A 25,524-nucleotide genomic window follows, 5' to 3' on the forward strand; every position below is an offset into this window, starting at 1 on the left:
TCGTGCGCACCTATCGACGCATCCTCGTTCCGGTTGACGGCAGCCCGACTTCCGACAAGGCCGTGACCGCGGCGCTCGACATCGCACGCGAGGGAGACGGGCGCGTGCGTCTCGTCCACGCGCTGGATGAACTCGCTTATCTCACCGGCTTCGAAGCCGCGGCCGAGCTCTATCCATCGGCGCGGCGTGCCGCGGAGCGCGTCATCGCCGAATCGGCCGACATCGCGAAGGCCGCGGGCGTGGCGTGTGAAACCATGCTGATCGACAAACCGGCCCAACGCCTCGGTGAGTCGGTCGCCTACGCGGCGAAGATGTGGGACGCCGACCTGATCGTGGTCGGCACGCACGGCCGCCGGGGCCTGGAGCGGGTCCTGCTGGGCAGCGGCGCGGAGCAGATCATCCGCATGGCACCCGTGCCGGTATTGGTGATTCGCGGCTGACGGCGCTCCTGGCCGCGGCCGCCGCCAGGACGCCGGCAGCGAGTCATGGCGAATCCTTTCCCACCAGCGCAGCTGGCTCCGGCGGCTCGACGCGGGAGTTGACTCTGGTCAACGAGGCACCCATGGCCGCCGCAAGCACGCTGCCCACGCCCACAAGCAGAGCGATCAGCAACTCGACCGCTGAAGGCGCCGCGATGTGCAGCAGTTGCCGCGCCGGCTCGAATGCGAGCGACATGGCGATCACCGTGCTCGCGGCCGCAGCAATGAGCCAGAACGGACCGTAGCCCGCGCCGAACACCGACCGCCACCCCGCGCCCAGGCTCGCGTTCAACCACACGAGCCCGAGGTTCCCGGCAGTGAGCGTGACAAGCGCCTGCGCACGCGCAGATTCCACGCCATTGCCCGGCAAAGCGAGCAGGTAGACGCCGAGCGCGCCTGCAAGCACGAATGCACCCTGCAGCAAGCCGCGCGAGAGCATCTCCCAACCGACCAGCCCTTCATCGGAGCGGCGCGGCGGGCGATCCATGGTCCCGGGCAGTTCCGGGGCGCCCTCGAACGCGAGCGAGCACACCGGGTCGATGACCATTTCGGTGAGGACCACGTGGGCGGGCAACATCAACGGCGGCGCGCCCAGCACGACCGGCACCAGCGCCAGACCGGCGATCGGCACGTGGACCGCCGTGATGTAGGTCATGACCTTGCGCAGGTTGTCGAAGATGCGCCGCCCCATGCGCACGCCACCGACGATGCGACCGAAGTCTTCGTCGAGCAGCACCAGACCGGCCGCCTCGCGCGCGACGTCGGTGCCGCGCACACCCATGGCGATGCCGATGTGTGCGGCCTTGAGCGCGGGCGCATCGTTGACACCGTCGCCGGTCATCGCCACCACTTCGCCGTTTTCGCGGAACGCCTGCACGAGGCGCAGCTTCTGCTCGGGCAGCACGCGCGCGAACACGCGCACGCTTCTTGCCGCTTCCGCGAGCCGCCGATCGCTCATCGCGTCGATTCGCGCGCCGGTGAGCGCTCCGGCCGAAGTCTCGATTCCTGCCTGCCGCGCAATCGACAGCGCCGTGTTCGCGTGATCGCCCGTGATCATCGCGACCGCGATCCCGGCCCGATGCGCCTGGGCCACGGCCTCCGGCACGCTGGACCGCAGCGGATCCTCGAAGGCGATCAGCCCCAGCCAACGGAATTCATAGTCGTGCGGGTCGCGCGCGAGCTCGCCCGGTGCAGGGACGGCCCACGCAACAGCGAGCACGCGAAGCCCATCGTCGGCCAGACGGGCGACGTCGCCGGTGATCGCCGCCGCCGCTTCCGGGCCTAGCTGGCAAAGATCGATCACCGCCTCCGGCGCGCCCTTCGCGGCCACACGGCGCGTACCGTCCTCGCATTTCCATGCGTGCGATACCGCGAGCAGCTGCGGCGTCAGCGGATATTCGCGCTCCAGTGACCACGAGGGATGCAGGCGATCCGTGCCGGCGAGTGCCCGGTCGCCCGCTTGCACGATCGCGCGGTCCATGGGATCGACACCGTCGCGCCGCGAAGCGAGCACCGCGTGCTCGAGCAGCCGGCGCGCTTCTTCGGGCATATCTGCGCCAGCGCCGGTCGCCAGGTCCGTCTCGACACCCCCCGAGAGCAAGCGTCGCAGCCGCATCTGGTTTTCGGTCAGCGTGCCGGTCTTGTCGACGCACAAGATGGTCGCACCGCCCAGTGCCTCGATGACGGCCGGCCGGCGCGCAAGCACCTTCACCTGCGCCAGCCGCCAGGCGCCCAGGGCAAGAAAGACCGAAAGCGCCATGGGGAACTCCTCGGGCAGCATCGCCATCGCCGACGCGATGCCGGACAGCAGCCCGTCGATCCACTGCCCGCGTGCCAGGCCCCACCACAGCACGAGCACCGCACTCATCGAGATCGCGCCGGCTCCCAGCCACGCGACCAGGCGCTTCAAGTGCAACTGCAACGGCGTCGGCGACGGCGCGATGGAAGCCAGCGACAGACCGATCCGCCCTGCCTGGGAACGCGCACCCGTGGCCGTCACCTCGGCGAGGGCGTGCCCGGCGGTGACAAGCGTTCCGGCGAAGACGAACGGCGTATCGTCGCCGCCGGGCACGCCCGCCTCGGCATCGACGGCTGCGGTGCTGGCGACCTTGCGCACCGGCACGGATTCGCCGCTGAGCAGCGATTCATCGACCGCCACCTGCTCGCATTCGCGCAGCACCGCATCGGCCGGCACACGCTCGCCTTCGGAGAGCATGACGACGTCGCCCGGCACCAGCTCCCGGGCCGGAATGCGCGCGACGCGACCGTCGCGCACCACGCGCACGCTCGGCGCGGCCAGCGCCCGCAGCGCGTCCAGCGCATGTTCGCTGCGGCGCTCCTGCAGGAACACCAGCGCCACCGTGAGCGCGGCAAAGGCGGCGAGCAGCAGGCCTTCCGCGAGATCGCCGATGACCAGGTAAACCGCCGCCGCCGCGATCAGCAGCACGAACATGGGTTCGCGTGCGATCCCGCGCAAGGTGGCTACCCAGCCGCGCTGCTCGCTCGCTTCGATATCGTTCGGCCCCCAGCGCGACAGGCGCTCCCGCGCGACCGACGAGCTGAGCCCCGCGGTCAGGGTTGGACCGCCTGGAGCGGCGTGAGCTCGGTGCCCTCGCTGTCCCATACACGTGTCACCACGTCGATGCCGCCACGCACGCTCTGCGTGACGACACAGAAGTCTTCGTACTGCGCCAACGCACGATCGGCGCGCTGCAGCTCTGAAAGCGGCACGCCCAGATGGAGATCCACGAGGATGGACGGGATCCGGAGCTTGCCGCGCTCGTTCCTGCGAAGACTCACCATGACCGTCGCGTGGACCGGGGAAGGCTCGTTGCCGTACTTTCTCAACGCGAACAGCAAGCTTGCTGCCAGGCAATTCGCCACCGCCGCGCCGAGCAGGCGGGCCGGGTTCGGTCCGGCGCCCATCCCCAGCGGCGGCGGCTCGTCGGTGGTGAGCGCCGGGATCGCGGGATCGTCGAAACGCACCCGGAAGCGATAACCGCCTTCCTGCTCGACGAGGAGCTGGAACTGGTCGGTGGCGAGCGCCGGCGCGGCGGGGGTATCGGGCTTCATGCAGGGCTCCTTTTCGAGCTGGAGTCCTGACGATAAGGAGATGTCCGGGCAGCGAGTTGAGGTGCGTCAAGCCGGCGCGGGGCCGTGCCGGATCGCGCTAGAAATCGCCGCCGCCGGTGGCCAGGCTTTCGAACTTGGTGAGCGGCTTGATGAACGCGAGCTTCACCGTGCCGGTCGGGCCGTTACGCTGCTTGCTGATGATGATTTCCGAGACGCCCGGCTCCTTGGAGTCCTTGTTGTAGTAGTCGTCGCGGTAGATGAACATGATCACGTCGGCGTCCTGCTCGATGGCACCGGATTCGCGCAGGTCACTCATCATGGGGCGCTTGTCGGTGCGCGACTCCACGCCGCGCGAGAGCTGAGACAGCGCGATCACCGGGCAGCCCAGCTCCTTGGCGAGCATCTTCAGGCCGCGCGAGATTTCGCCCACAGCCGTGGCGCGGTTCTCGTCGCTCATGCCCGAGGACACGCTCATGAGCTGCAGGTAGTCGACGACGATCAAGCCGAGCTTGCCGCCGCACTGGCGCGCCAGGCGTCGCGCGTTGGCGCGCAGCTCGCTCGTGGTGAGGCCGGGCGTCTCGTCGATGTGAAGGGACACGGTGCGCAGCTTCTCGATGGCCTCGGTGAGGCGCGGCCACTCGTCGTCCGTCAGCTTGCCCGTCCGCAGGTGCGTCTGGTCGATGCGCCCGATCGAGCCCACGATACGCACGGCCAGCTGGCTCGCGCCCATTTCCATCGAGAACACCGCCACCGGCAGCCCCTCGTGCAGCGCGACGTGCTCGGCGATGTTGATCGCGAGCGAGGTCTTGCCCATCGACGGGCGCGCCGCCAGGATGATCAGGTCGCCGGCCTGCATGCCCGATGTCATGCGGTCCAGGTCGTAGAAGCCGGTGGGCACGCCCGTGATGTCGTTCGGGTTGTCCGCCATCTCCTGCACGCGGTCCAGGAGCTGCACGACGAGGGTGTCCATGCCCTGGAACCCCTGCTTCATGCGTGAGCCTTCCTCGCCGATGTGGAAGATCTTCTGCTCGGCCTCGTCCAGGATCTTGTCGACGGCCTTGCCCTGGGTGTTGAAGGCGGCGGTGGCGATCTCGTCGCTCGCCGAGACGAGCTTGCGCAGGATCGAGCGCTCGCGCACGATCTCGGCATACCGGCGGATGTTGCTCGCGCTCGGTACGTACTGCGCGAGCGAATTGAGGTACGCGAGCCCGCCCACCTCGTCGGCCTTGCCCAGCGACTGCAGTTGCTCGTACACCGTGATCACATCCGCCGGCCGCGTCGCGTTGATCAGCGTGCCGACGGCCGAGAAGATCAGCCGGTGTTCGTAGCGGTAGAAATCGGAATCCGTGAGCAGGTCGCCGACGCGGTCCCACGCGCCGTTGTCCAGCAGCAGGCCGCCCAGCACCGAGGATTCGGCTTCGATCGAATGCGGAGGGATGCGCAGTTGCGCGACCTGGCGGTCGCGCGGGAGGTCGTCGTCAACGGGCGTCAGGACGGCGGACATGGAATCCTTTTTCTCGAGCGTGAGATGTTAGCCCCGCCCTGTACGAATCGACAGGATAACGCTGGGTGCAAGCTGTGGAAATCCGGTGGGGCAAAAGGAAAAAGCCGCCCGGGGGCGGCTTTTTCGCTGCTGGCGTGCCGCTGGCGCGGCAGCCCTGTTCTTACGCCGTTTCGCCGTACACGGTGACGTTGATGTCCACCACCACGTCGGTGTGCAGGGCCACCTGCACGCCGCTCTCGCCCACGTGCTTGATCGGGCCGTTGGGCATGCGCACCTGCGCCTTCTGCACCTTGTAGCCGATCTTGCCGAGCTCTTCGGCGATGTCGTAGTTGGTGACGGAGCCGAACAGGCGGCCGTCCACGCCGGCCTTCTGCGTGATCTTGACGCTGGTGCCGGCGAGCTTCTCGCCCTGCGCCTTCGCTTCGGCCAGCTTCGCGGCGGCGGCCTTCTCGAGCTCCGCACGACGGGCTTCGAATTCGGCCTTGTTCGCCTCGGTCGCGCGGCGGGCGCGGCCCTGCGGGATCAGGAAGTTGCGGGCGTAGCCGTCCTTCACTTTGACGATCTCGCCGAGATCGCCCAGGTTGACGACCTTGTCCAGGAGAATGACTTGCATGTTCCGGGCTCCTTAGATGCGGTGCTGGTCGCTGTACGGGACCAGGGCCAGGAAGCGCGCGCGCTTGATGGCGGTGTTGAGCTGGCGCTGGTAGATCGCGCGCGTGCCGGTCAGGCGCGCGGGGATGATCTTGCCGTTCTCGGCGATGAAGTCGCGCAGGGTGTCGATGTCCTTGTAATCGATCTCTTCGACGCCGGCGACGGTGAAGCGGCAGAAGCGCTTGCGCTTGAACAGCAGCGACTGGGTGTTGCGCTTCGGACGCTTGTCCTTGTTGAATTTCTTGAACGTGGCCATGGTGGACCTCTCTTTACGAATCTTGAACTGGAACGAATGACTGGATGTGGAGCACCGGGTGCCTGCCGCCACGGGTTGCCGCGAGGAATCCGTCGAACCGCCAGGGGCTACCCAAGGCCTGCACCCTGAGGGCTTCGGCGACTGCGCCGAAAGCCACCGCCCGGATCGCCAATTTCGCCTGCCTCGCCTGCCCCGCCTCGACCTGTGCGGACTCGTGTTCGAGCACGAGATCGATCGCGGGGATGCCGGCCGGCGTGTGCCGCAGGGCCGAGATCTCGGCGATGCGGGCGCCCAGGGCGACCTGGTTCACGGGTTCGCGGCCGCGCCGCTTACGACTGGAACTCCTGCTGCTGGGCCTTGCGCGCTTCTTCGCGCTCGACGGTCTTCATCATCGACGACGGGCCGGTGTCGGCCTTCTTGCGCACCACGGTCAGGTGGCGCAGCACGGCGTCATTGAAGCGGAAGGCATGCTCCAGCTCGCCCATCACGTTCTGGTCGGCCTCGATGTTCAGGCACAGGTAGTGCGCCTTCGCGAGCTTGTTGATCTGGTAGGCCAGCTGGCGGCGGCCCCAGTCCTCGACGCGATGCACCTTGCCGTTGCCGGCGGTGATCATGCCCTTGTAGCGTTCCAGCATGGCCGGAACCTGTTCGCTCTGGTCCGGGTGGATCAGGAGCACGATTTCGTAATGACGCATGGATTCTCCTTGTGGATCACGCCACGGTGGTACCCGTGGCGTTTGGGTTGAGCCACCCGCCGCGTCAGCGGTAGCGGTGTGGCAAGGGGGAACCCGGCATTATAGCCGCGGGCGGGAAAGCCCGCCGACCGGGACTCAGTGGTCGTTCAGGGCCCTGTCCAGCGGCCTGAACTTCTCGGGGCCGACCGCCTCGAGGATCCTGGGCGCGACGGCCTGCAGTTCCTCGTAATTGGTGGCCGCCTCCACCGCCAGGTTCAGCCGGAAGCCCCGCAGGCCCAGGCTTGCCGTCAGCGCGGTGGCGATCGGGTAGGCCTCGGCGTAGCGTTCCTGCGGCGTGCGGTGCTTGTGATGCTCGACGGCCTGGGCATGGGCCTTGGCGGCCGCGTTCTCGGCCGCGGTCTGTTCGGGCGCGGCATCCACGATCAAGCCCAGTTCGAACAGCTTGTCGACGTCCTCGCGCGTGACGCCGGTGACGGCCGTGGCCTCGAGCACCTGGTCCAGCGTCCGCTTGCCGTCGAACAGGATGAACGCGGAGCGCTGCCGCGGCGTCAGGGGCACGGACCGGTCCTTCATCACCTGGTGGCCCAGGTCGGTCTTGACGATCAGCATGGTTCCCTCAACTTGTCCCGGCCTCCTCAGGGTTGTGGAGCTACTTTAGCCCAACTCGGCGCGCGCGGTGCGTTTTTCTGGTGCATGCGTGGCCCGCGCGGCAAAGCAAAAGGCCCGCATCGGCGGGCCTTCATGGACGCGAGGAAACGCAGCCTCAGTCGCGCGCGTAGATGTCCACGTCCTTGGTCTCCCTGATGAACAGCGTGCCGACGACGAAGGTCATCGCCGCGACGATCACCGGGTACCACAAGCCGTAGTAGATATCGCCCGTCGCGGCCACCATCGCGAATGCGGTCGTCGGCAACATGCCACCGAACCATCCGTTGCCGAAGTGGTAGGGCACGCTCATCGACGTGTACCGGATGCGGGTCGGGAACAGTTCGACCAGCATGGCGGCGATGGGGCCGTACACCATCGTCACGAGGATGACGAGGAACACGAGGATCAGGAGCACCATCCCCTTGTTCATCTTGTCCTTGTCCGCGGGGGTCGTCAGGCCGGCGGCCTTGGCGGCATCTCCCAGGCTCTTCTTGAAGTCGGCGATCGCCTTGGCGGACTCGGGCGAGAAGCCGTGCCGTTCGGCGTTCAGCGTCGCCGTGGGCGCGGTGAAGGTCTTGTCGCCGATGCTCACGGTCGCCGGCGTGCCCGCGGGCGCGGCCTTGTTCTCGTACGGGATGTACGAGGTGGTCAGCGTGCGCTTGGCGAGGTCGCAGGACGAGGTGAAGTCGATCTCGCGCGCGATCGGGCTGCCCTGGAACGAGCAGGTGGCCGGGTCGGCCGTCACCGTCACCTTGGAGGCCTTCTGGGCCGCGACGATGGACGGGTTCGCGTACTGCAGCAGCATCGGGAACACGGTGAAGTACGTCAGCGCGGCGATCAGGCATCCGGCCATGATGATCGGCTTGCGGCCGATCTTGTCCGACAGGGAACCGAACACGATGAAGAACGGCGTGCCGATCACCAGCGCGGCCGCAATGTAGAGGTTCGCCGTCGTCGCATCGACCTTCGCGATGGTGGTCAGGAAAAACAAGGCGTAGAACTGCCCGCAGTACCAGACCACGGCCTGGCCGGCCGTCAGCCCGAACAGCGCCAGGATGATGATCTTGAGGTTCTTCCATTGGCCGAAGGATTCGGCCAGGGGGGCCTTCGAAGTCTTGCCCTCGGCCTTCATCTTCTGGAATGCCGGCGACTCGTTGAGCGACAGGCGGATCCACACCGAAACGGCGAGCAGAACGACCGAGACCAGGAACGGAATGCGCCAGCCCCAGTCGTTGAAGTCCTTGGTGCCCATTCCCTCACGCACGCCGAGGATGACGAGCAGCGACAGGAACAGGCCGAGCGTCGCCGTGGTCTGGATCCAGGAGGTGTAGGCGCCGCGCTTGCCATGCGGCGCATGTTCCGCGACATAGGTCGCGGCCCCGCCATATTCGCCGCCGAGCGCCAGGCCCTGCAGCAGCCGCAAGGCGATGAGGATCACCGGCGCCGCCACGCCGATCGACTTGTAGCCCGGAAGCAGGCCGACGATGAAGGTCGACGAGCCCATGATCAGGATCGTGATCAGGAAGGTGTACTTGCGACCGATCATGTCGCCCAGGCGGCCGAACACGATCGCGCCGAACGGCCGCACCAGGAAGCCGGCGGCAAACGCGAGCAGCGCGAAGATGTAGGCGGACGTGGGATCGAGGCCCGCGAAGAACTGGCCCGCGATGATCCCGGCCAGCGATCCGTACAGGTAGAAGTCGTACCACTCGAACACCGTGCCCAGCGATGAAGCGAAGATCACCTTCTTTTCTTCGCGCGTCATGGGCGCGGCCGCGGCAATCCTCTTCCCAGCCGTCGCCGTCGATGCTGTTGCCATGTTGTCTCCTTCGGTTGAAGTAGGGCCAGTGTTTGGAGCCCGTCTGACAGCAAGCTGACTCGGCAGAGCATGGAGGCGTCGCCACGACGCTTTTCAGGGGAAGCCCTGATAGGGTAATCCCTCGGGCTGGCTCGCCACGATCGGGCGCGTGAGCAGGCTCACGAAGATGGCCACCGCAAAGCCGACCGGCACGCCGAACGTGCCCGCCGACACCGGCTGGATGCCCCACCACAGCGTCTGTCCGGGCGGCATGCCGAAGAACGCGCGGAACGGCGGCGCATTGATCGTCATGTAATACACGGTGACGCCGAGCCCCGCGAGCATGCCCGCCACGGCGCCGCGCCGGTTGGCGCGCGGCCAGAAGATGCCCAGCACCATCGCCGGCACGAACGCCGAGGCCGCGAGCGAGAACGACGCCGACACCAGCGGCAGGATCTCGGCAGGCTTGAGGGAGGCGGTGAACGCCGCGACCAGCGCCACGGCCATCAGCGCGAACTTGGACAGGATCACGCGCTGTTCCGCCGTCACGCGCGTGTTGATTTCGTGCGAGTAGATGTCGCGCACCATGGCGTTGCTGATCGTGAGCAGCAGGCCGTCGGCGGTGGACAGCGCCGCGGCCAGGCCGCCCGCAGCCACCAGCCCCGAGATCACGTAAGGCAGGCCACCCAGCTCGGGCGTGGCCAGCATGATCATGTCGGCGCCCAGGCGGATCTCGCCCCACTGCAGGATGCGGTCGCCGTTGACGTCGGCCACCGAGATGAGCGACGGGTCCACCTTCACCCATTGGGCAATCCAGGGCGGCAACGCATCGAAGCTGCTGCCCACGAGGTTGTTCATCACCTCGAACTTCACGAGCACCGCGAGCGCCGGCGCACTGAGGTACACGAGCGCGATGAAGAAGATCGACCACGCCACCGAGGACCGCGACTCGGCCACGGTGGGCGTCGTGTAGTAGCGCGTGAGCAGGTGCGGCAAGCCGGCGGTGCCGACCATCAGGCAGAACATCAGCGCCAGGAAATTGCGGCGCGAGACGTCGAAGGCCTCGCGCTCGGCGGCCGTGCCGTTCGGGTCGCCCGCATAGGGCAGGCTGTGCCGCGGGAACCCGCCGAGCGGCTTCGCGCGCTCCTGGCTTTCCTGCAGCGCGCGCGTCCAGCGTTCGCGCGCCGCGGCGACGTCCTTCGGCAAGGCCGCGAGTTCGCGGCTGGCCTCGACGATCAGCGCCGAATCCGCGCCCTGGGCCTTCAGCCGCCGCACGCGCTCCTGCGCCTGCGCGCGCTCGCGCCGCAGCGCGCCTTCGACGTCGGCCAGGCGCGCCTCGTACTCCTGCGCACGCTTCGCGAAGATCGCGGCGACCTCCTTCTCTTTCGGGTCGTTGGCGAGCTTGTCCTCGAGCTCCGCGATCTTCTGCAGCTGCACGCCGTAGACCAGCGGCGCCGCCGGATTGCCCAACTGCTTGTACGCGAGCCACGACACCGGGATCAGGAAGGCGAGCAGGATGATGATGTACTGCGCCACCTGCGTCCAGGTGATCGCGCGCATGCCGCCGAGGAACGAGCAAAGCAGCACCCCCCCGAGGCCCAGCAGGATCCCGATCTCGAACTGCACGCCCGTCAGGCGCGAGGCGATCAGGCCGATACCGTAGATCTGCGCGATCACATAGGTGAAGGAACACAGCATCGCGGCCAGGGCGGCGATGACGCGTGGCCAGCGGCCGCCGAAGCGCGCGCCGAAGTAGTCGGGCACCGTGTAGAGGTTCAGGCGCCTCAGGTGCGGTGCGACGAGCAACGCGACCAGGCAGAACCCGCCGGTCCATCCCAGCACGTAGGCCAGGCCCCCGGCCTGCGCGCCCGAGCCGCCGAAACCCTGAAGGTACAGGCCGCCCGCGAGACTGATGAACGAAGCCGCGCTCATCCAGTCCGCCGCCGCGGCCATCCCGTTGTACATGCCGGGAATGCGCCGCCCGGCGACGTAGTATTCCTCCGGGTCCGTCGTGCGGCCGTAGATCCCGATGGCCGCATACATCATCACCGACGCGAACAGGAAGATGGGCCCCATCCAGAAGCGCGAAAGGCCCCTGCGCTCGGCCCACGCCATGAGCAGCAGGAACGCGAGCACCCCGCAGACGTAGATCGCGAAGTTGCGGTGCAGGCGCCGCTTGTAGGCGGCGAATGCGGCGTCAGGCATCGACGCCTTTCCGCGTCGGCGGCAGGCTGTCGTCCGGCGCCAGGCGCTTCATCAGCCGGGCGTAGCACACGACGATGCCGAGAAACACCAGCACCCCGCCCTGCGCCGCCATCCAGAAGTCGAACGGCCACGGGCCCACCATGAACTGCAGGTCACGGGCCCAGAAGCAGAACGCGAAGCTCACCAGCGCCCAGACGAGCAGCAACGCCGCCTTGAGCGCGAGCACGCGCGGGTCGTGCTGCTCCTGTGCTTCGGGATCGCCCATGCGTGAATCATGGCACCGCACAGGCGGTGCGGGCCATGGTGTTTACGGCAAGGCCGGCGTCAGGACGCCGCCAGGCGCTGCCAGGTGTCGATCACGCTGTCCGGATTGAGCGAGATGGAGGTGATGCCCTCTTTCACCAGCCACTGCGCGAAATCCGGATGGTCGCTGGGCCCCTGCCCACAGATGCCGACGTACTTGTCCTGCTTGCGGCACGCGGCGATGGCTCGCGACAGCATCGCCTTGACGGCCGGATCCCGCTCGTCGAATTCCGCCGCCAGCAGGTCCAGGCCCGAATCGCGGTCCAGGCCCAGGGTGAGCTGCGTGAGGTCGTTCGAGCCGATCGAGAAGCCGTCGAAGAACTCCAGGAACTCGTCGGCCAGGATGGCGTTGCTCGGCAGCTCGCACATCATGATCACCTTGAGCTCATCCTGCCCGCGCTTGAGGCCCTTGGTGGCGAGCAGGTCCGTGACCTTCTTCGCTTCGTTCAGCGTGCGCACGAAGGGCACCATCACCTGCACGTTGGTCAGGCCCATCTCGCTGCGCACGCGGCGCAACGCCTCGCACTCCATCGCGAAGGCTTCCTGGAAGTCGCGGCTGATGTAGCGCGCCGCGCCGCGGAAGCCCAGCATCGGGTTTTCTTCCTCGGGCTCGTAGCGCGAGCCGCCGATCAGCTTGCGGTACTCGTTGGACTTGAAGTCCGACAGGCGCACGATCACCGGCTTCGGCCAGAACGCCGCGGCGATGGTGGCCACGCCTTCGGCCACCTTGTCGACGTAGAAGGCGCGCGGCGACGCATGGCCCCGCGCCACCGACTCGACGGCCTTCTTCAGGTCCTGGTCGATGTTCGGGTACTCGAGGATCGCCTTCGGGTGGACGCCGATGTTGTTGTTGATGATGAACTCGAGCCGCGCGAGCCCCACGCCCTCGTTGGGCAGCTGGGCGAAGTCGAAAGCCAGCTGCGGGTTGCCCACGTTCATCGTGATCTTGGTGGCGATCGGCGGCATCTCGCCGCGCTTGACTTCGCTCACTTCGGTCTCGAGCAGGCCGTCATAGATGTGGCCGGTGTCACCCTCGGCGCAGCTCACCGTGACCAGCGTGCCGTCCTTCAGGCGCTCGGTCGCGTCGCCGCAACCCACCACGGCCGGGATGCCGAGCTCGCGCGCGATGATGGCCGCGTGGCAGGTGCGCCCGCCGCGGTTCGTCACGATCGCGCTGGCGCGCTTCATCACCGGTTCCCAGTTCGGGTCGGTCATGTCGGTGACCAGCACGTCGCCCGGCTGCACCTTGTCCATCTCGGCGGTGCTGTGCACGATACGCACCGGGCCCGTGCCGATCTTCTGGCCGATCGCGCGGCCTTCGGACAGCACGTTGCCGCGGCCCTTGAGCTTGTAGCGCATCTCGGACTTGCCGCGCGCCTGGCTCTTCACCGTCTCGGGCCGCGCCTGCAGGATGTAGATCTGGCCATCGGCGCCGTCCTTGCCCCATTCGATGTCCATGGCGCGGCCGTAGTGCTCCTCGATCACGAGCGCGTAACGGGCGAGCTGCTCGACGTCCGCATCGGTGAGCGAATAACGGTTGCGCTGCTCGAGCGGCACCTCGGCCGTCTTCACGAGCTTGCCGCTGGCCTTCTTCTCCTCGTCGGAGGCGAACACCATCTGGATCAGCTTGGAGCCGAGGTTGCGGCGGATCACCGCCTTCTTGCCGGCCTTGAGCATCGGCTTGTGCACGTAGAACTCGTCCGGGTTCACGGCGCCCTGCACCACCGTCTCGCCCAGGCCGTAGCTGGAGGTGATGAACACCACCTGGTCGAAGCCCGACTCGGTGTCGATGGTGAACATCACGCCCGCGGCGCCGAGGTCGCTGCGCACCATGCGCTGCACGCCCGCCGACAGCGCCACGTTCGAATGCGCGAAGCCCTTGTGCACGCGGTAGCTGATCGCGCGGTCGTTGTACAGGGAGGCGAACACCTCCTTCATCTTGTGCAGCACGGCGTCGATGCCGACGACGTTCAGGAAGGTCTCCTGCTGGCCGGCGAACGAGGCGTCCGGCAGGTCCTCGGCCGTGGCCGACGAGCGCACGGCGAAGCTGGCGTTCGGGTTGCCCGCGGCGAGCTTCTCGAAGTGCGAACGGATGTCCCGCTCCAGATCCGCCGGGAACGGCTGCTGCTCGATCCAGCCGCGGATCTGCGCGCCGGCCTGCGCGAGCGCGCGCACGTCGTCGACGTTCAGCTCGGCCAGGCGCTGTTCGATCTTCTGCGCGAGGCCGCCGTTGGCGAGGAACTCGCGGAACGCATGGGCCGTGGTCGCGAAGCCGGTGGGCACGCGCACACCCTGCGGCAGCTGGGAGATCATTTCGCCGAGGCTGGCGTTCTTGCCGCCGACCGCCTCGACGTCGGTCATCCTCAGGTTCTCAAACGGTACGACCAGGGCGGCCGCGTCGAAGAGTGCAGACATGGGAAAGCTCCAGAGTTTGAAACCGTATCTGCGCTCGGCGAGCGCGCGCGGGCATGCAGCACGAAGCAGCTTTGTGCTTGTTCGAATGGGCTGGCGGGGTGCATGCGCGGGAATGCGATAAATTGCCGCCATTGTAGGCGTGGGACCCGTCGTGGGGCTTGCGCTGACCTGAAAGCGCCATCGCATGCACTCCCGCACCGTGTTCTTCATCTCCGACGGCACCGGCATTACCGCCGAGACCTTCGGCAATGCCATCCTGGCCCAGTTCGAATTCAAGCCGCGGCACGTCCGGCTGCCCTTCGTGGATACCGTGGACAAGGCGCACCAGGTCGTGCGCCAGGTCAACCACGTGGCCGAGCTGGAGGGCAAGCGGCCGCTGGTCTTCACGACACTGGTCAACAGCGACATCCTGGCCGTGCTCGAGTCGGGCTGCAAGGGCATGCTGCTGGACATGTTCGGCACCTTCGTCCGCCCGCTCGAAGAAGAGCTGGGCATGAAGTCCAACCACCGCATTGGCCGCTTTTCGGACGTGAGCAAGAGCAAGGCCTACCACGACCGCATCGAAGCCATCAATTTCAGCCTGGCGCACGACGACGGACAGTCCAATACCGACCTGGCCCAGGCGGACGTGATCCTCGTCGGCGTGAGCCGCAGCGGCAAGACGCCCACTTCGCTCTACCTGGCGATGCAATACGGCCTGAAGGCCGCCAACTACCCGCTGATCCCCGAAGACTTCGATCGCCAGCAATTGCCCAGCGCCCTGCTCCCTCATCGGGCCAAGATCTTCGGGCTCAGCATCCAGCCCGAGCGGCTGGCCGAGATTCGCAACGAGCGCCGGCCCGGCTCGCGCTATGCCGCCGTGGAGAACTGCCGCATGGAAGTGAGCGAAGCCGAGGCCATGATGCGACGCGCCGGCATCCGTTGGCTCAGCACGACCACGAAGTCGATCGAAGAGATCGCGACGACGATCCTGCAGGAAATCCGGCCCGAGCGGCTGGAGTACTGAAGCTCGGCCGCATAGCCATCCCCTAATCCCGCGATTGGGCCAATGAATTGGCCATCCAGGACGGGCGCCCGTACCATAGCCCCTGTCAATCGACAAATCAAACTCAACAGAGGAAGTCTATGTCTCTCATCAACGCACAAGTCCCCCCGTTCCAGGCCACCGCGTACCACAACGGCAAGTTCGTCCCGGTGACCGAGGAGAACTTCAAGGGCAAGTGGTCCGTCGTCGTGTTCTACCCGGCGGACTTCACCTTCGTGTGCCCGACCGAGCTGGGCGACCTGGCCGACAACTACGCCGAGTTCAAGAAGCTGGGCGTGGAGGTCTACGGCGTCTCGACCGACACGCACTTCACGCACAAGGCGTGGCATGACACGTCCGACACGATCAGGAAGGTGCAGTACCCGCTGGTCGGCGACCCGAACCACCAGCTGGCCAACTTCTTCCAGGTGCTGATCACCGAGGGCGAGGACGCGGGGCTGGCGCTGCGTGGCACGTTCGTGATCGACCCGCAAGGCCGCATCAAGACCATCGAGGTGCACGACAACGGCATCGGCCGCGACGCGAAGGAAACGCTGCGCCGCGTGAAGGCCGCCCAATACATCGCCGCGCACCCGGGTGAAGTCTGCCCGGCCAAGTGGGAGCAAGGCGCCGAGACGCTCAAGCCGTCGCTCGACCTGGTCGGAAAGATCTGAGGAACCCACAGATGCTCGATGCCAACCTCAAGGCGCAGCTGGCTGCGTACCTGCAGCGCATCGCCAACCCGGTGGAGCTCGTCGCCTCGCTCGACGACACCCCGGCGTCGAGCAGCCTGCAGGAGCTCCTGCGCGACATCGCCGAGGCATCGCCGCTCGTCTCGATCGTCGAGACCCGCGGCGGGCCTTATCGCACGCCGTCGTTCTCGGTGAACCGCCCGGGCGAATCGCCCCGCGTGCGCTTCGCCGGCCTGCCGATGGGCCACGAGTTCACGTCGCTCGTGCTCGCGCTGCTGCAGGTCGGCGGCTACCCGCCGAAGGTGGACGACGCCGTGCTGAGGCAGGTGCGCGAGCTCGACGGCGACCTCGAGTTCGAGGTCTATGTCTCGCTCACCTGCCACAACTGCCCCGACGTCGTGCAGGCGCTGAACCTGATGGCGGTGCAGAACCCCCGCATCAAGGCGACCATGATCGACGGCTCGCTGTTCCAGGCCGAGGTGGAGGAGCGCCAGGTGATGGCCGTGCCCACGGTCTTCCTGAACGGCACGCACTTCGGCCAGGGCCGCATGAGCCTGGAAGAGATCCTGGCCAAGGTCGACACCGGCGGCGCGAAGCGTGAAGCCGAGAAGATCGCGGCCAAGGCGCCGTTCGACGTGCTGATCGTCGGCGGCGGGCCGGCCGGTGCCGCCGCCGCCGTGTACGCGGCGCGCAAGGGCATCCGCACCGGCATCGCCTCCGAGCGCTTCGGCGGCCAGGTGCTGGACACGCTGGGCATCGAGAACTTCGTCTCGGTCAAGGAAACCGAGGGCCCGAAGTTCGCGCTGGCGCTGGAGGAACACGTGCGCCACTACGACGTGGAGATCATGAACCTGCAGCGGGCCAAGGCGCTCAAGCCCGGGCCGCTGGTCGAAGTCGAGTTGGAAAGCGGCGCCTCGCTGAAGGCGAAGACGGTGATCGTCACGACCGGCGCGCGCTGGCGCAACGTCAACGTGCCGGGCGAGCAGGAATACCGCAACAAGGGCGTGGCTTACTGCCCGCACTGCGACGGGCCGCTCTTCAAGGGCAAGCGCGTCGCCGTGATCGGCGGCGGCAACTCCGGCGTCGAGGCTGCGATCGACTTGGCCGGCATCGTGGCCCACGTCACGCTGATCGAGTTCGACACCAGGCTGCGCGCCGACGCCGTGCTGCAGAAGAAGCTCGGGTCGCTGCCGAACGTCACCGTCCTGCTGAACGCGCAGACGACCGGGATCACCGGTGACGGCCAGAAGGTGAATGGGCTGGCCTGGAAGGACCGCGCTTCCGGCGAGGAGCACCGGGTGGAGCTGGAAGGCGTGTTCGTGCAGATCGGCCTGGTGCCCAACACCGAATGGCTGAAAGGCACGGTCGAGCTGTCGCGCCATGGCGAGATCATCGTCGACGCCAAGGGCCAGACCTCGGTGCCGGGCGTCTTCGCCGCGGGCGACGCGACCACGGTGCCATTCAAGCAGATCATCATTGCCGCCGGCGATGGTGCCAAGGCCGCATTGGGTGCATTCGATTACCTGATGCGCAGCTGATTGCGCGAGAATCCCGGGGAACAACAACAACCCCCGGGACCTTTCCCATGCAAGGCGATCCTCTCGTCATCCAGCACCTGCAGGCGCAACTGCGCAACGAGCTCACGGCCACCAACCAGTACTTCCTGCATTACCGCATCCTGAAGCACTGGGGGTTCGAGCGGCTCGCGAAGAAGGAGTACGAGGAGTCGATCGGCGAGATGAAGCACGCCGACAGGCTGATGGAGCGCATCCTGATGCTGGACGGCCTGCCGAACCTGCAGGACCTCGGCAAGTTGCTCGTCGGCGAGAACGTGCCCGAGATCCTCGAATGCGACCTGCGCAGCGAACGCGGCGCCCAGGCCACCATCAAGGACGGCATGGCGCATTGCGAGCAGGTGCGCGACTACGTGTCGCGGGAGATCCTCTCGGGCATCCTCGAGGACACGGAGGAGCACATCGACTGGCTGGAGACCCAGCTCGACCTGCTGGCCAAGGTGGGCCTGGCGAACTACCTCCAGTCGGCGATGGGCGACCAGCCTTCCAGCTGACGGCGATCAACCCGGCCTCGGCAGGGGCTTTGATAATGCGAGCGATTCGTATTTATAATCGCTGCCATCATGATCGTTTGCGTCTGCCGCCGCGTCTCCGACCGCGAAATCGCCCGCCACGCCCGTGCCGGGATGGATTTCGACGACATCCAGTTCGAGCTGGGTGTGGCCACGCAATGCGGTCAGTGCGAAGGCTGCGCGCGTGACATCGTCGCGCAGTGCTGCTCGGCCCAGCCGGTGGCCGCGCTGACCAAGCAGATCGAGGGCGGCTGCGCCGCCCAAGGCGCCTAAAGCCCCAGCGCCGCGATCCCCGCGCGGGCGACCTGCGCATCCTCGCTGGATTTCACCCCGCTCACGCCCACCGCACCGAGCACCTGCCCGTCCTTGACGATGGTCACCCCGCCTTCCAGCATGCCCTGGAGGTGCGGCGCGGACAGGAACGACACGCGACCGCCATTGATCAAGTCCTCGTAGACCTTGCTCTCGCGGCGGCCCAATGCGGCTGTGTTCGCCTTCGCAGGCGCGATCTGCGCCGAGATCGGTGGCGCGCCATCGAGGCGCTGCAACCACAGCAGGTGGCCGCCATCGTCGACGATGGCGATCGTCACCGCCCAGGAATTCTTCGATGCCTCGGCTTCGGCCGCGGCGGCGACGGCCTTCACGTCGGCCAGTTCGAGCAGGGGTTTGTTCTTCATGACACGGCGAGCATAGCCCGCCCTTGAACCAACCTAGAATGGGCGCATCTAAAGCCCATCGGCAAAGGAGTGATGGACATGAACGAACCGATCCAGACCCTCGACTACGGCTACGCCGGTTCAGTCGCGCAGCAGCGCAACCGGGTGTTGCGCAACACGTACTGGCTGCTCGCCCTGAGCATGATCCCCACGGTGCTGGGCGCCTGGGTGGGTGTGGCCACGGGCATCACGGCTGCCATGGGCAACGGCCTGGGGCTGATCGTCTTCCTGGGCGGCGCCTTCGGCTTCATGTTCGCCATCGAGCGCACCAAGAATTCCGCGGCCGGCGTTCCGGTGTTGCTGGCGTTCACCTTCTTCATGGGCCTGATGCTCTCGCGCCTGATCGCGGTGATCCTCGGGTTCAAGAACGGCTCCAGCCTGATCATGACGGCGTTCGGTGGCACGGCCGCCGTGTTCTTCGTGATGGCGAGCCTGTCCACGTTCATCAAGCGCGACCTGTCGGGAATGGGCAAGTTCCTGTTCGTCGGCGCGCTGCTGCTGATGATCGGCAGCATCATCGCCGTGTTCCTGCCGTCCATGGCCGGCATGGTGACGATCAGCGTCCTGGCGATCGGCATCTTCAGCGCGTACATGCTGTACGACCTGAAGCAGATCGTGGACGGCGGCGAGACCAACTACATCACCGCCACGCTGGCGCTGTACCTCGACGCCTTCAACGTGTTCCAGAGCCTGCTCGCGCTGCTGGGCGTGTTCGGCGGGGAACGGGACTAAGCAAGCTCGAAGACGGCGATCGACTCCACGTGCGCGGTGTGCGGGAACATGTTGACCACGCCCGCCGCCGTGCAGCGATAGCCGGCCTGGTGCACCAATAGCCCGGCATCCCGCGCGAGCGTCGCCGGGTTGCAGCTCACATAGACGATTCTCGAAGGCGGCTTCCAGCCGCCTTTTTGCGTCTGGAAGCCTCCTTTTTCATGCGCCTGCTGGTGAAGGTCCGCCAATGCCTTCGCCAGTGCGAAGGCACCTTCGCGCGGCGGGTCGACCAGCCAGCGATCGGCCGGGCCATCCGCCACGAGCTGTTCGGGCGTCATCTCGAACAGGTTGCGCGCGGCGAACTCGGCGCGGCCGGACAGCCGGTTGCGCGCGCAGTTCTCCCGCGCGCGCTGCACCAGCGCGTCGCTGCCCTCGATGCCCAGCACCTCGCGCGCCTGCGTGGCCAGCGGCAAGGTGAAGTTGCCCAGGCCGCAGAACCAGTCGATCACGCGTTCATCGCCCTGCACATCGAGCAGTCGCAGCGCCCGCGCGACCAGCACGCGGTTGATGTGCGGGTTGACCTGCGTGAAGTCCGTCGGCCGGAACGGCATGCGGATCCCGAATTCCGGCAATGAATAGGCCAGTTCCGCACCGCCCCCGTCGAGCAGCCGGATCGAATCCGGCCCTTTGGGCTGGAGCCACCATTGCACGCCGGGGTGTTCGGCGGCGAACGCCCGCAGCTTCGCGATATCGCCATCGCTGAGCGGCTCCAGGTGCCGCAGCACCAGCGCGGTGACCTCGTCGCCGCACGCGAGCTCGATCTGCGGCACGGTCTCGATCGCGTCCATGCCGGCGATCAGCTCGCGCAGCGGCAGCAGCAGGTCGCTCACGTGCCTGGGCACGACGTGGCATTCGCGGATGTCGGCCACGTAGCGGCTCTTGCGCTCGTGGAAGCCGACCAGCACAGCGCCCTTCTTGCGCACGTGCCGCACCGAGAATCGTGCGCGCCAGCGGTAGCCCCAGGCCGGGCCTTCGATGGGACGCAGCACCGTCTCGGGTTTCACCTTGCCCAAATGCCAGAGGTTATCCTCGAGCACGCGCTGCTTGATCGCTACCTGCGCCCCCGGGTGCAGGTGCTGCATCTTGCAGCCGCCGCAGGCACCCTCGTGCAGGCCGAAATGCGGGCAGCGCCCGCGCACGCGCTGGGACGATTCGCGATGGATCTGCGTCAGCGTCCCCTGCTCCCAGTTGTTCTTCTTGCGATGGATGGTCGCGGACACGAGCTCGAACGGCAGCGCGCCGTCGATGAACACCACCTTTCCGTCGGGTCGCCGCGCAACCCCTTGCGCCTCGATATCGAGCGCGTCGACCGCCAGCCAGCCTTCGGGCAGCGCCGGTTTGCCACTTTCTTCCGTCATGCCCCTGATTGTCTCAGGGCCCAACACGGCGCCCGCGGGCGGGAGTAGGCTTCGCGCATGAGCAACCTGTTCCACTGGCTGGCGCGCCTGCTCGCAGTTGCCGCCCTGGCGGCAATGGGACCTGTCTTGGCTGCGGAAACGGCTGCTGTGTACCTGGTGGACATCGATGGCGCGATCGGGCCCGCGACGGCGGAGCACGTGCAGCGGGCGCTGCAGCGCGCCGCTGCGGCCAAAGCGCAACTCGTCGTGCTGCGCATGGACACCCCCGGCGGCCTGGACCGCGCCATGCGCGACATCATCAAGGCGATTCTTTCGTCGCCGGTGCCCGTTGCCGCCTATGTCGGCCCGCAGGGCGCGCGTGCCGCCAGCGCCGGCACGTACATCCTGTATGCCTCACACGTCGCGGCGATGGCACCCGCCACCAATCTGGGCGCGGCGACGCCGGTGGCGGTGGGCATGCCCACACCGGGCGCCGAACCGCCCGCACCGCGCGCGAGCGGTGCGGCCAGCGGTCCCCACGAGGACGCGATGGGCGCGAAGCGGATCAACGATGCGGCCGCCTTCATGCGCGGGCTGGCGCAGCTGCGTGGCCGCGACCCCGCGTGGGGTGAACAGGCGGTGCGCGAGTCCGTCAGCCTGCCCGCGCGCGACGCCCTGGCGCGCAAGGTGGTCGACCTGATCGCCGCCGACGTGCCCGACCTCTTGCGGCAGCTCGACGGCCGCACGGTCCCATTGGCCGAGGGCACGACGGTCCGACTGGCCACGGCCCATGCACCGGTCGTGATCGTGACGCCCGACTGGCGCGGCCGGCTGCTGGCCGTCGTGAGCGACCCCAGCCTGGCGCTCATGCTGCTGATGCTGGGCGTGTATGGCCTGCTGTTCGAGTTCATGAACCCCGGCTTCGTGCTCCCGGGCGTGGTGGGCGGTGTGAGCCTGCTGCTTGCCTTGTGGGGCCTGCAGATGCTGCCCATCAACTACGCCGGGCTGGCGCTGGTCCTGCTCGGGATCAGCTTTTTCGTGGCCGAGGCTTTCCTGCCCAGCCACGGCGCGCTGGGCGCCGGGGGGGTCGCGGCATTCGCCTTCGGCGCCCTGCTCCTGGTGGACACCGAGGCGCCGGGCTTCCAGGTGGCGCCCGCGATGGTCGCCGCCATCGCCGTGATCTCGGCCGCCGCCACCATCGGCATCGCGACGATGGCGGCCCGGACGCGTCGACAGCCCCTGGTCAGCGGCGCGGCGATGCTTATCGGCGCTGTCGGCGAAGTCATCGAATTCGAAGACGGCACAGGCTGGGCCGAGATCGGCGGCGAACGCTGGCGCATCCGGGCGGCCGAGACACTGGCACCCAGCCAGCGCGTGATGGTCACTGCGCAGGACGGCCTCACCTTGCACGTGCAACCGGACAAAGGAGCGAAGCCATGATCTATTCCGCGGGCCTCATCGTCATCCTGGTACTGCTGGCGATGCTCGCCGCGGCCACCATCCGGATCCTGCGCGAATACGAACGCGGGGTGGTGTTCCAGCTCGGCCGCTTCTGGCGGGTGAAGGGACCGGGACTGGTGCTGCTGATCCCGGGCATCCAGCAGATGGTGCGCGTCGACCTGCGCGTGCTGGTGATCGACATTCCCAGCCAGGACGTGATCTCGCGCGACAACGTCGCCGTGAAGGTCAACGCCGTGCTGTATTTCCGCGTGGTCGATCCTGAGCGCGCGATCATCCGCGTCTTCAACTTCCTCGAGGCCACCAGCCAGCTCGCGCAGACCACCTTGCGCGCCGTGCTGGGCAAGCACGAACTCGACGAGATGCTCTCCGAGCGGGAGCGGCTCAACCTGGACATCCAGAAGATCCTCGACAGCCAGACCGAGGAATGGGGCATCAAGGTGACCAACGTCGAGATCAAGCACGTGGACCTGAACGAGAACATGATCCGCGCGATCGCCAGGCAGGCGGAGGCCGAGCGCGAGCGGCGCGCGAAGGTGATCCACGCCGAGGGCGAGCTGCAGGCCTCCACCAAGCTCGCCGAAGCCGCCGAGATCCTCTCGCACCAGCCGCAGGCGCTGCAGCTGCGTTATCTCGAAACTCTCACGGTGATCGCCGCGGACAAGAACTCCACCATCATCTTCCCGCTGCCGATGGATGTGCTCGGGCCGCTGCTGGAGGCCCTCAAAAGACACTAGGCCCAGGCGGCGAGGTATTCCTGCCAATGCGCTTCGGCCGGTGCCAGCCCGCCGAGCGCGCCCTTGACGTACGCGATCTCCTGCTCGTACTCGGCTTCGGTGAAGCCGCCGCGCATCTTCTGGAAGCGGCAGTACAGCAGGTAGGTGTTCATCACGTCCGTCTCGCAGTAGCGGCGGATGTCCTCGAGCTGGCCCTGGAGGAACGCCTCGTACACCTTCGAGCCGTCCATGCCCAGCTTGCCGGGAAAGCCGCACAGCTTGGCCATCGCGTCCAGCGGGGCGTTGTTCTTCGGCTGGTACATGCCCAGCAGGTCCATCAGGTCCAGGTGCCGGTTGTGGTAGCGGCCGATGTAGTTGTTGAACTTGAAGTCACGGTCGTCCTCGCCCATGTCCCAGTACTTGTTCGCGACCACGCCGTGGCGCAGCGCGCGATAGTGCAGCACCGGCAGGTCGAAGCCGCCGCCGTTCCAGCTCACGAGTTGCGGCACGTGCTTTTCGACGGCATTGAAGAAGGTCTGGATGATCTTGCCTTCGCTCGCGTTGTCGCGATCGACGAAGGAATGCACGCGCAGGCCCTCGGCATTGCGGAAGACGCAGCTGATCACGAGCACGCGCTGCAGGTGCAGCGGCATGAAATCGGTCTTGCCCTCGCCCGCGCGCTCCTCGCACCAGGCGTTGTAGACCCACTGGTCGGTGGCGTCCGCCGGATCCGAGCGCAGCAGGCGCAGTCCCGTGATGTCGGGAATCGATTCGATGTCGAAGACGAGAACGGGCCACGCCATGGTGACCCGACTTTAGCAGCTAGAACAGCGCCTCTTTCGAGATGCCGTTGCGCACCATGTGACGCCGCAGCTTCAGCAGGGCCTCGTTCTGGATCTGGCGCACGCGTTCGCGCGTGAGGCCCAGGCGATCGCTCAGGACCTCGAGCGTCTCGGGTTCGCGGTCGTGCAGGCCGAAGCGGCCTTCCAGCACTTCGCGTTCGCGGTTGGACAGCGCCTCGATCCAGTTTTCCAGCAGGCGCTCGACCTCATGGTTCTGAGTCACACCCGTGGGATCGACCGCCAGTTCGTCGGCGATCGTGTCGCTGAGCGTGTGGTCTTCCTCGTTGCGGTCCGTGGAGGCGTCGAGCGACTTCGGGACCTCGGCCATCGCGAGCAGTTCGGAAACGTCCTGCACCTCGCGACCCAGCAGCGCGGCGACATCCTCGACCCGCACGCCTTCGCCTTCGAAGCCCTTGCGCTGCGCGAACGCGGGATCGTTCTCCAGCGTGCGGCGGGCACGCAGCACCTGCTGCAATTCGCGCACGACGTGCACGGGCAGGCGGATGACGCGTCCCTGGTTCATCACCGCGCGCTCGACGGCCTGGCGGATCCACCAGGTCGCATACGTGGAGAAACGGAAGCCCCGCTCCGGCTCGAACTTCTCGATCGCGTGCATGAGGCCGAGATTGCCCTCCTCGATCAGGTCCGACAGCGGCACGCCGCGCCCGAGATAGCCCTTGGCGATGCTCACGACCAGGCGCAGGTTGTGCTCGATCATCGACTGGCGCGCGGCGAAGTCACCCGCGCGCGCGCGCATCGCGGTCTCGTATTCCTGTTCGGCCGTGAACAGCTCGGTGCGCCGTACATCGCGCAGGTACAGCGTCAGCGTGTCGCTCGATTCGCCGGCGATCTCGGCCGGGACGTCGCGCGGGTTCGGCTCGGGGACCGCGCCATCGATCAGCGCGACAGGCAGCGCACCACCCGCGTCTTCTCTCGCGCCCGGAACAGCGTTACGCCCGTTTCCGTTGCGCCTGGCCATGCATCACCTCATGGGCAGATAGCGTGCGGGATCGACGGGCTTGCCTTGCCGGCGGATCTCGAAGTGCAGCTTCACCCGGTCGGCGTCGCTGGCCCCCATCTCCGCGATCTTCTGGCCCTTGCGCACCGCCTGGTCCTCCTTCACCAGCAAGGCCTGGTTGTGCGCGTATGCGGAGAGGTATGTGTTGTTGTGCTTGAGGATGATCAGGTTGCCGTAGCCGCGCAGGCCGGCGCCCGCATAGACGACGCGGCCATCGGCGGCAGCGAGCACCGGGTCGCCGGCCTTGCCGCCGATGTCCAGCCCCTTGTTGCGTTGCTCGTCGAAACCTGCGAGCACCAGGCCGGCGCCGGCGATCGGCCAGTTCCAGGCGATCTCGTCTTCGCCCGCCGGCGCACTGGCCGGCGGCGTCACGGGCGGAACCGTTGCGACCATCGTCGACGACGCGGTGGCGGATGCCGGCGATGCCGGTGCCGTGGACACGCGTGCGCCGGACGCGGCGGGAACGCTCGCGGCCGCGCTGGCCGGGGCATTGGCACTGGCCGTGGCCACAGGCGGCGTCACGCGCACCACTTGTCCGACCTCGAGCACGTTGGGGTTGTCCAGGCTGTTCCAGCGCGCGATGTCTCGCCAGTTCTGCCCCGCATCCAGCGCGATGCGGATCAACGTATCGCCAGGCCGCACGGTGTAGTAACCGGGCTTGTTCGCGTTCTCCGCGCCGGGACCCTTCGCGGGCTCGACGGCGACGGGCGCCGAGGTCCTGCCGCTGCTGCGGTCTTCGACCGGTGCGGGCGTACGGAGATTGACCTTCGATGCGCATGCAGCGAGCACGCATGCGACTGTCACCGCAGCCGCAGTGGAACGCCATCCGCCCATCTCG

Annotated in this window: 26 protein-coding genes and 1 pseudogene; 9 read left to right on the forward strand and 18 right to left on the reverse strand. The window is 67.2% G+C overall.

Annotated features, from left to right (window positions below):
- Nucleotides 1-2 precede the first annotated feature (2 nt).
- Complete coding sequence (locus tag AC3EF3_RS11625; RefSeq protein WP_488532312.1) at nt 3-440, forward strand: universal stress protein; 438 nt, start codon at nt 3-5, stop codon at nt 438-440.
- 43 nt (nt 441-483) lie between these two features.
- On the opposite strand, the gene AC3EF3_RS11630 is transcribed toward AC3EF3_RS11625, so the two are convergent.
- The 13 genes and pseudogenes from AC3EF3_RS11630 to ppsA all read right to left on the reverse strand — a co-directional run bounded on the left by AC3EF3_RS11630 (nt 484) and on the right by ppsA (nt 14,026).
- On the reverse strand, nt 484-2,931 hold the full coding sequence (locus AC3EF3_RS11630; RefSeq protein WP_488533778.1) for a cation-translocating P-type ATPase: 2,448 nt from the start codon (nt 2,929-2,931) through the stop codon (nt 484-486).
- A 27-nt stretch (nt 2,932-2,958) separates the two neighbouring features.
- Nucleotides 2,959-3,102, reverse strand: a pseudogene (locus AC3EF3_RS11635) (cation-transporting P-type ATPase); the annotation flags it as partial.
- Nucleotides 3,051-3,551, reverse strand: a complete 501-nt coding sequence (locus AC3EF3_RS11640; RefSeq protein WP_488532313.1) for an OsmC family protein — start codon at nt 3,549-3,551, stop codon at nt 3,051-3,053. The gene AC3EF3_RS11640 and the pseudogene AC3EF3_RS11635, both read right to left, overlap by 52 nt.
- A 97-nt stretch (nt 3,552-3,648) precedes the next feature.
- On the reverse strand, nt 3,649-5,055 hold the full coding sequence (dnaB, locus tag AC3EF3_RS11645; RefSeq protein ID WP_488532314.1) for a replicative DNA helicase: 1,407 nt from the start codon (nt 5,053-5,055) through the stop codon (nt 3,649-3,651).
- Nucleotides 5,056-5,215: 160 nt separating this feature from the next.
- Nucleotides 5,216-5,668 carry a 50S ribosomal protein L9 gene (gene rplI, locus AC3EF3_RS11650; RefSeq protein WP_488532315.1) on the reverse strand — a complete coding sequence of 151 codons (453 nt, stop codon included), beginning with the start codon at nt 5,666-5,668 and terminating at the stop codon, nt 5,216-5,218.
- A gap of 12 nt (nt 5,669-5,680) precedes the next feature.
- The gene (gene rpsR / locus AC3EF3_RS11655; RefSeq protein WP_488532316.1) at nt 5,681-5,962 is read right to left on the reverse strand and encodes a 30S ribosomal protein S18; all 282 of its coding nucleotides are present in this window, start codon (nt 5,960-5,962) and stop codon (nt 5,681-5,683) included.
- A gap of 13 nt (nt 5,963-5,975) precedes the next feature.
- Nucleotides 5,976-6,272, reverse strand: a complete 297-nt coding sequence (gene priB, locus AC3EF3_RS11660) for a primosomal replication protein N (protein ID WP_488532317.1) — start codon at nt 6,270-6,272, stop codon at nt 5,976-5,978.
- A 19-nt stretch (nt 6,273-6,291) separates the two neighbouring features.
- Entirely contained in the window at nt 6,292-6,657 is a 366-nt protein-coding gene (rpsF, locus tag AC3EF3_RS11665) for a 30S ribosomal protein S6 (protein WP_488532318.1), read from the reverse strand.
- 135 nt (nt 6,658-6,792) lie between these two features.
- Nucleotides 6,793-7,266 carry a hypothetical protein gene (locus tag AC3EF3_RS11670; protein WP_488532319.1) on the reverse strand — a complete coding sequence of 158 codons (474 nt, stop codon included), beginning with the start codon at nt 7,264-7,266 and terminating at the stop codon, nt 6,793-6,795.
- Nucleotides 7,267-7,420: 154 nt separating this feature from the next.
- Nucleotides 7,421-9,124, reverse strand: a complete 1,704-nt coding sequence (locus AC3EF3_RS11675; RefSeq protein ID WP_488532320.1) for an MFS transporter — start codon at nt 9,122-9,124, stop codon at nt 7,421-7,423.
- A 93-nt stretch (nt 9,125-9,217) separates the two neighbouring features.
- Nucleotides 9,218-11,308, reverse strand: coding sequence for a VC_2705 family sodium/solute symporter (locus AC3EF3_RS11680; RefSeq protein ID WP_488532321.1), 2,091 nt, complete (start codon nt 11,306-11,308; stop codon nt 9,218-9,220).
- Nucleotides 11,301-11,573 carry a DUF4212 domain-containing protein gene (locus tag AC3EF3_RS11685; protein ID WP_488532322.1) on the reverse strand — a complete coding sequence of 91 codons (273 nt, stop codon included), beginning with the start codon at nt 11,571-11,573 and terminating at the stop codon, nt 11,301-11,303. Before AC3EF3_RS11685 ends, AC3EF3_RS11680 begins: the two co-directional genes overlap by 8 nt.
- A gap of 59 nt (nt 11,574-11,632) precedes the next feature.
- Nucleotides 11,633-14,026, reverse strand: a complete 2,394-nt coding sequence (ppsA, locus tag AC3EF3_RS11690; RefSeq protein WP_488532323.1) for a phosphoenolpyruvate synthase — start codon at nt 14,024-14,026, stop codon at nt 11,633-11,635.
- Nucleotides 14,027-14,210: 184 nt separating this feature from the next.
- On the opposite strand from ppsA, the gene ppsR reads away from it, so the two are divergent.
- The 5 genes from ppsR (at nt 14,211) to AC3EF3_RS11715 (ending at nt 18,101) form a co-directional block, all read left to right on the forward strand.
- The gene (ppsR, locus tag AC3EF3_RS11695) at nt 14,211-15,032 is read left to right on the forward strand and encodes a posphoenolpyruvate synthetase regulatory kinase/phosphorylase PpsR (protein ID WP_488532324.1); all 822 of its coding nucleotides are present in this window, start codon (nt 14,211-14,213) and stop codon (nt 15,030-15,032) included.
- 119 nt (nt 15,033-15,151) lie between these two features.
- Complete coding sequence (gene ahpC / locus AC3EF3_RS11700; RefSeq protein ID WP_488532325.1) at nt 15,152-15,724, forward strand: alkyl hydroperoxide reductase subunit C; 573 nt, start codon at nt 15,152-15,154, stop codon at nt 15,722-15,724.
- Nucleotides 15,725-15,735: 11 nt separating this feature from the next.
- A complete protein-coding gene (ahpF, locus tag AC3EF3_RS11705; RefSeq protein ID WP_488532326.1) occupies nt 15,736-17,280 on the forward strand; it encodes an alkyl hydroperoxide reductase subunit F in 1,545 nt (514 codons plus the stop codon).
- A gap of 47 nt (nt 17,281-17,327) precedes the next feature.
- Nucleotides 17,328-17,810, forward strand: coding sequence for a bacterioferritin (gene bfr / locus AC3EF3_RS11710; protein ID WP_488532327.1), 483 nt, complete (start codon nt 17,328-17,330; stop codon nt 17,808-17,810).
- A gap of 69 nt (nt 17,811-17,879) precedes the next feature.
- Nucleotides 17,880-18,101 carry a (2Fe-2S)-binding protein gene (locus AC3EF3_RS11715; protein WP_488532328.1) on the forward strand — a complete coding sequence of 74 codons (222 nt, stop codon included), beginning with the start codon at nt 17,880-17,882 and terminating at the stop codon, nt 18,099-18,101.
- Here the strand turns inward: AC3EF3_RS11715 and AC3EF3_RS11720 are convergent.
- Nucleotides 18,098-18,505, reverse strand: a complete 408-nt coding sequence (locus AC3EF3_RS11720) for a GlcG/HbpS family heme-binding protein (RefSeq protein WP_488532329.1) — start codon at nt 18,503-18,505, stop codon at nt 18,098-18,100. The genes AC3EF3_RS11715 and AC3EF3_RS11720 overlap by 4 nt on opposite strands.
- A gap of 78 nt (nt 18,506-18,583) precedes the next feature.
- On the opposite strand from AC3EF3_RS11720, the gene AC3EF3_RS11725 reads away from it, so the two are divergent.
- Nucleotides 18,584-19,276 carry a Bax inhibitor-1 family protein gene (locus AC3EF3_RS11725; RefSeq protein ID WP_488532330.1) on the forward strand — a complete coding sequence of 231 codons (693 nt, stop codon included), beginning with the start codon at nt 18,584-18,586 and terminating at the stop codon, nt 19,274-19,276.
- Here AC3EF3_RS11725 and rlmD read toward each other — a convergent pair.
- Nucleotides 19,273-20,673, reverse strand: coding sequence for a 23S rRNA (uracil(1939)-C(5))-methyltransferase RlmD (gene rlmD / locus AC3EF3_RS11730; protein WP_488532331.1), 1,401 nt, complete (start codon nt 20,671-20,673; stop codon nt 19,273-19,275). The two genes, AC3EF3_RS11725 and rlmD, sit on opposite strands and share 4 nt — an antisense overlap.
- 57 nt (nt 20,674-20,730) lie before the next feature.
- Here rlmD and AC3EF3_RS11735 point away from each other — a divergent pair, with 57 nt between their 5' ends.
- Both AC3EF3_RS11735 and AC3EF3_RS11740 read left to right on the forward strand, forming a co-directional pair.
- The gene (locus AC3EF3_RS11735; RefSeq protein ID WP_488532332.1) at nt 20,731-22,092 is read left to right on the forward strand and encodes an NfeD family protein; all 1,362 of its coding nucleotides are present in this window, start codon (nt 20,731-20,733) and stop codon (nt 22,090-22,092) included.
- 41 nt (nt 22,093-22,133) lie between these two features.
- Nucleotides 22,134-22,847: a slipin family protein gene (locus tag AC3EF3_RS11740; RefSeq protein WP_488533779.1), complete on the forward strand. Its 714-nt coding sequence runs from the start codon at nt 22,134-22,136 to the stop codon at nt 22,845-22,847.
- Here the strand turns inward: AC3EF3_RS11740 and AC3EF3_RS11745 are convergent.
- From AC3EF3_RS11745 to AC3EF3_RS11755, 3 genes are read right to left on the reverse strand one after another with little or no spacing between them, the layout of a single operon-like run.
- Nucleotides 22,844-23,629 carry a 3'-5' exonuclease gene (locus AC3EF3_RS11745; RefSeq protein ID WP_488532333.1) on the reverse strand — a complete coding sequence of 262 codons (786 nt, stop codon included), beginning with the start codon at nt 23,627-23,629 and terminating at the stop codon, nt 22,844-22,846. The two genes, AC3EF3_RS11740 and AC3EF3_RS11745, sit on opposite strands and share 4 nt — an antisense overlap.
- Before the next feature lie 19 nt (nt 23,630-23,648).
- Nucleotides 23,649-24,647 (reverse strand): RNA polymerase sigma factor RpoS, encoded by a 999-nt coding sequence (gene rpoS / locus AC3EF3_RS11750; protein ID WP_488532334.1) that lies wholly within the window; start codon nt 24,645-24,647, stop codon nt 23,649-23,651.
- A gap of 3 nt (nt 24,648-24,650) precedes the next feature.
- Nucleotides 24,651-25,520 (reverse strand): peptidoglycan DD-metalloendopeptidase family protein, encoded by an 870-nt coding sequence (locus AC3EF3_RS11755; RefSeq protein WP_488533780.1) that lies wholly within the window; start codon nt 25,518-25,520, stop codon nt 24,651-24,653.
- Between the last annotated feature and the right edge of the window lie 4 nt (nt 25,521-25,524).

Source organism: Ramlibacter sp. GS1-15 (assembly GCF_057785015.1).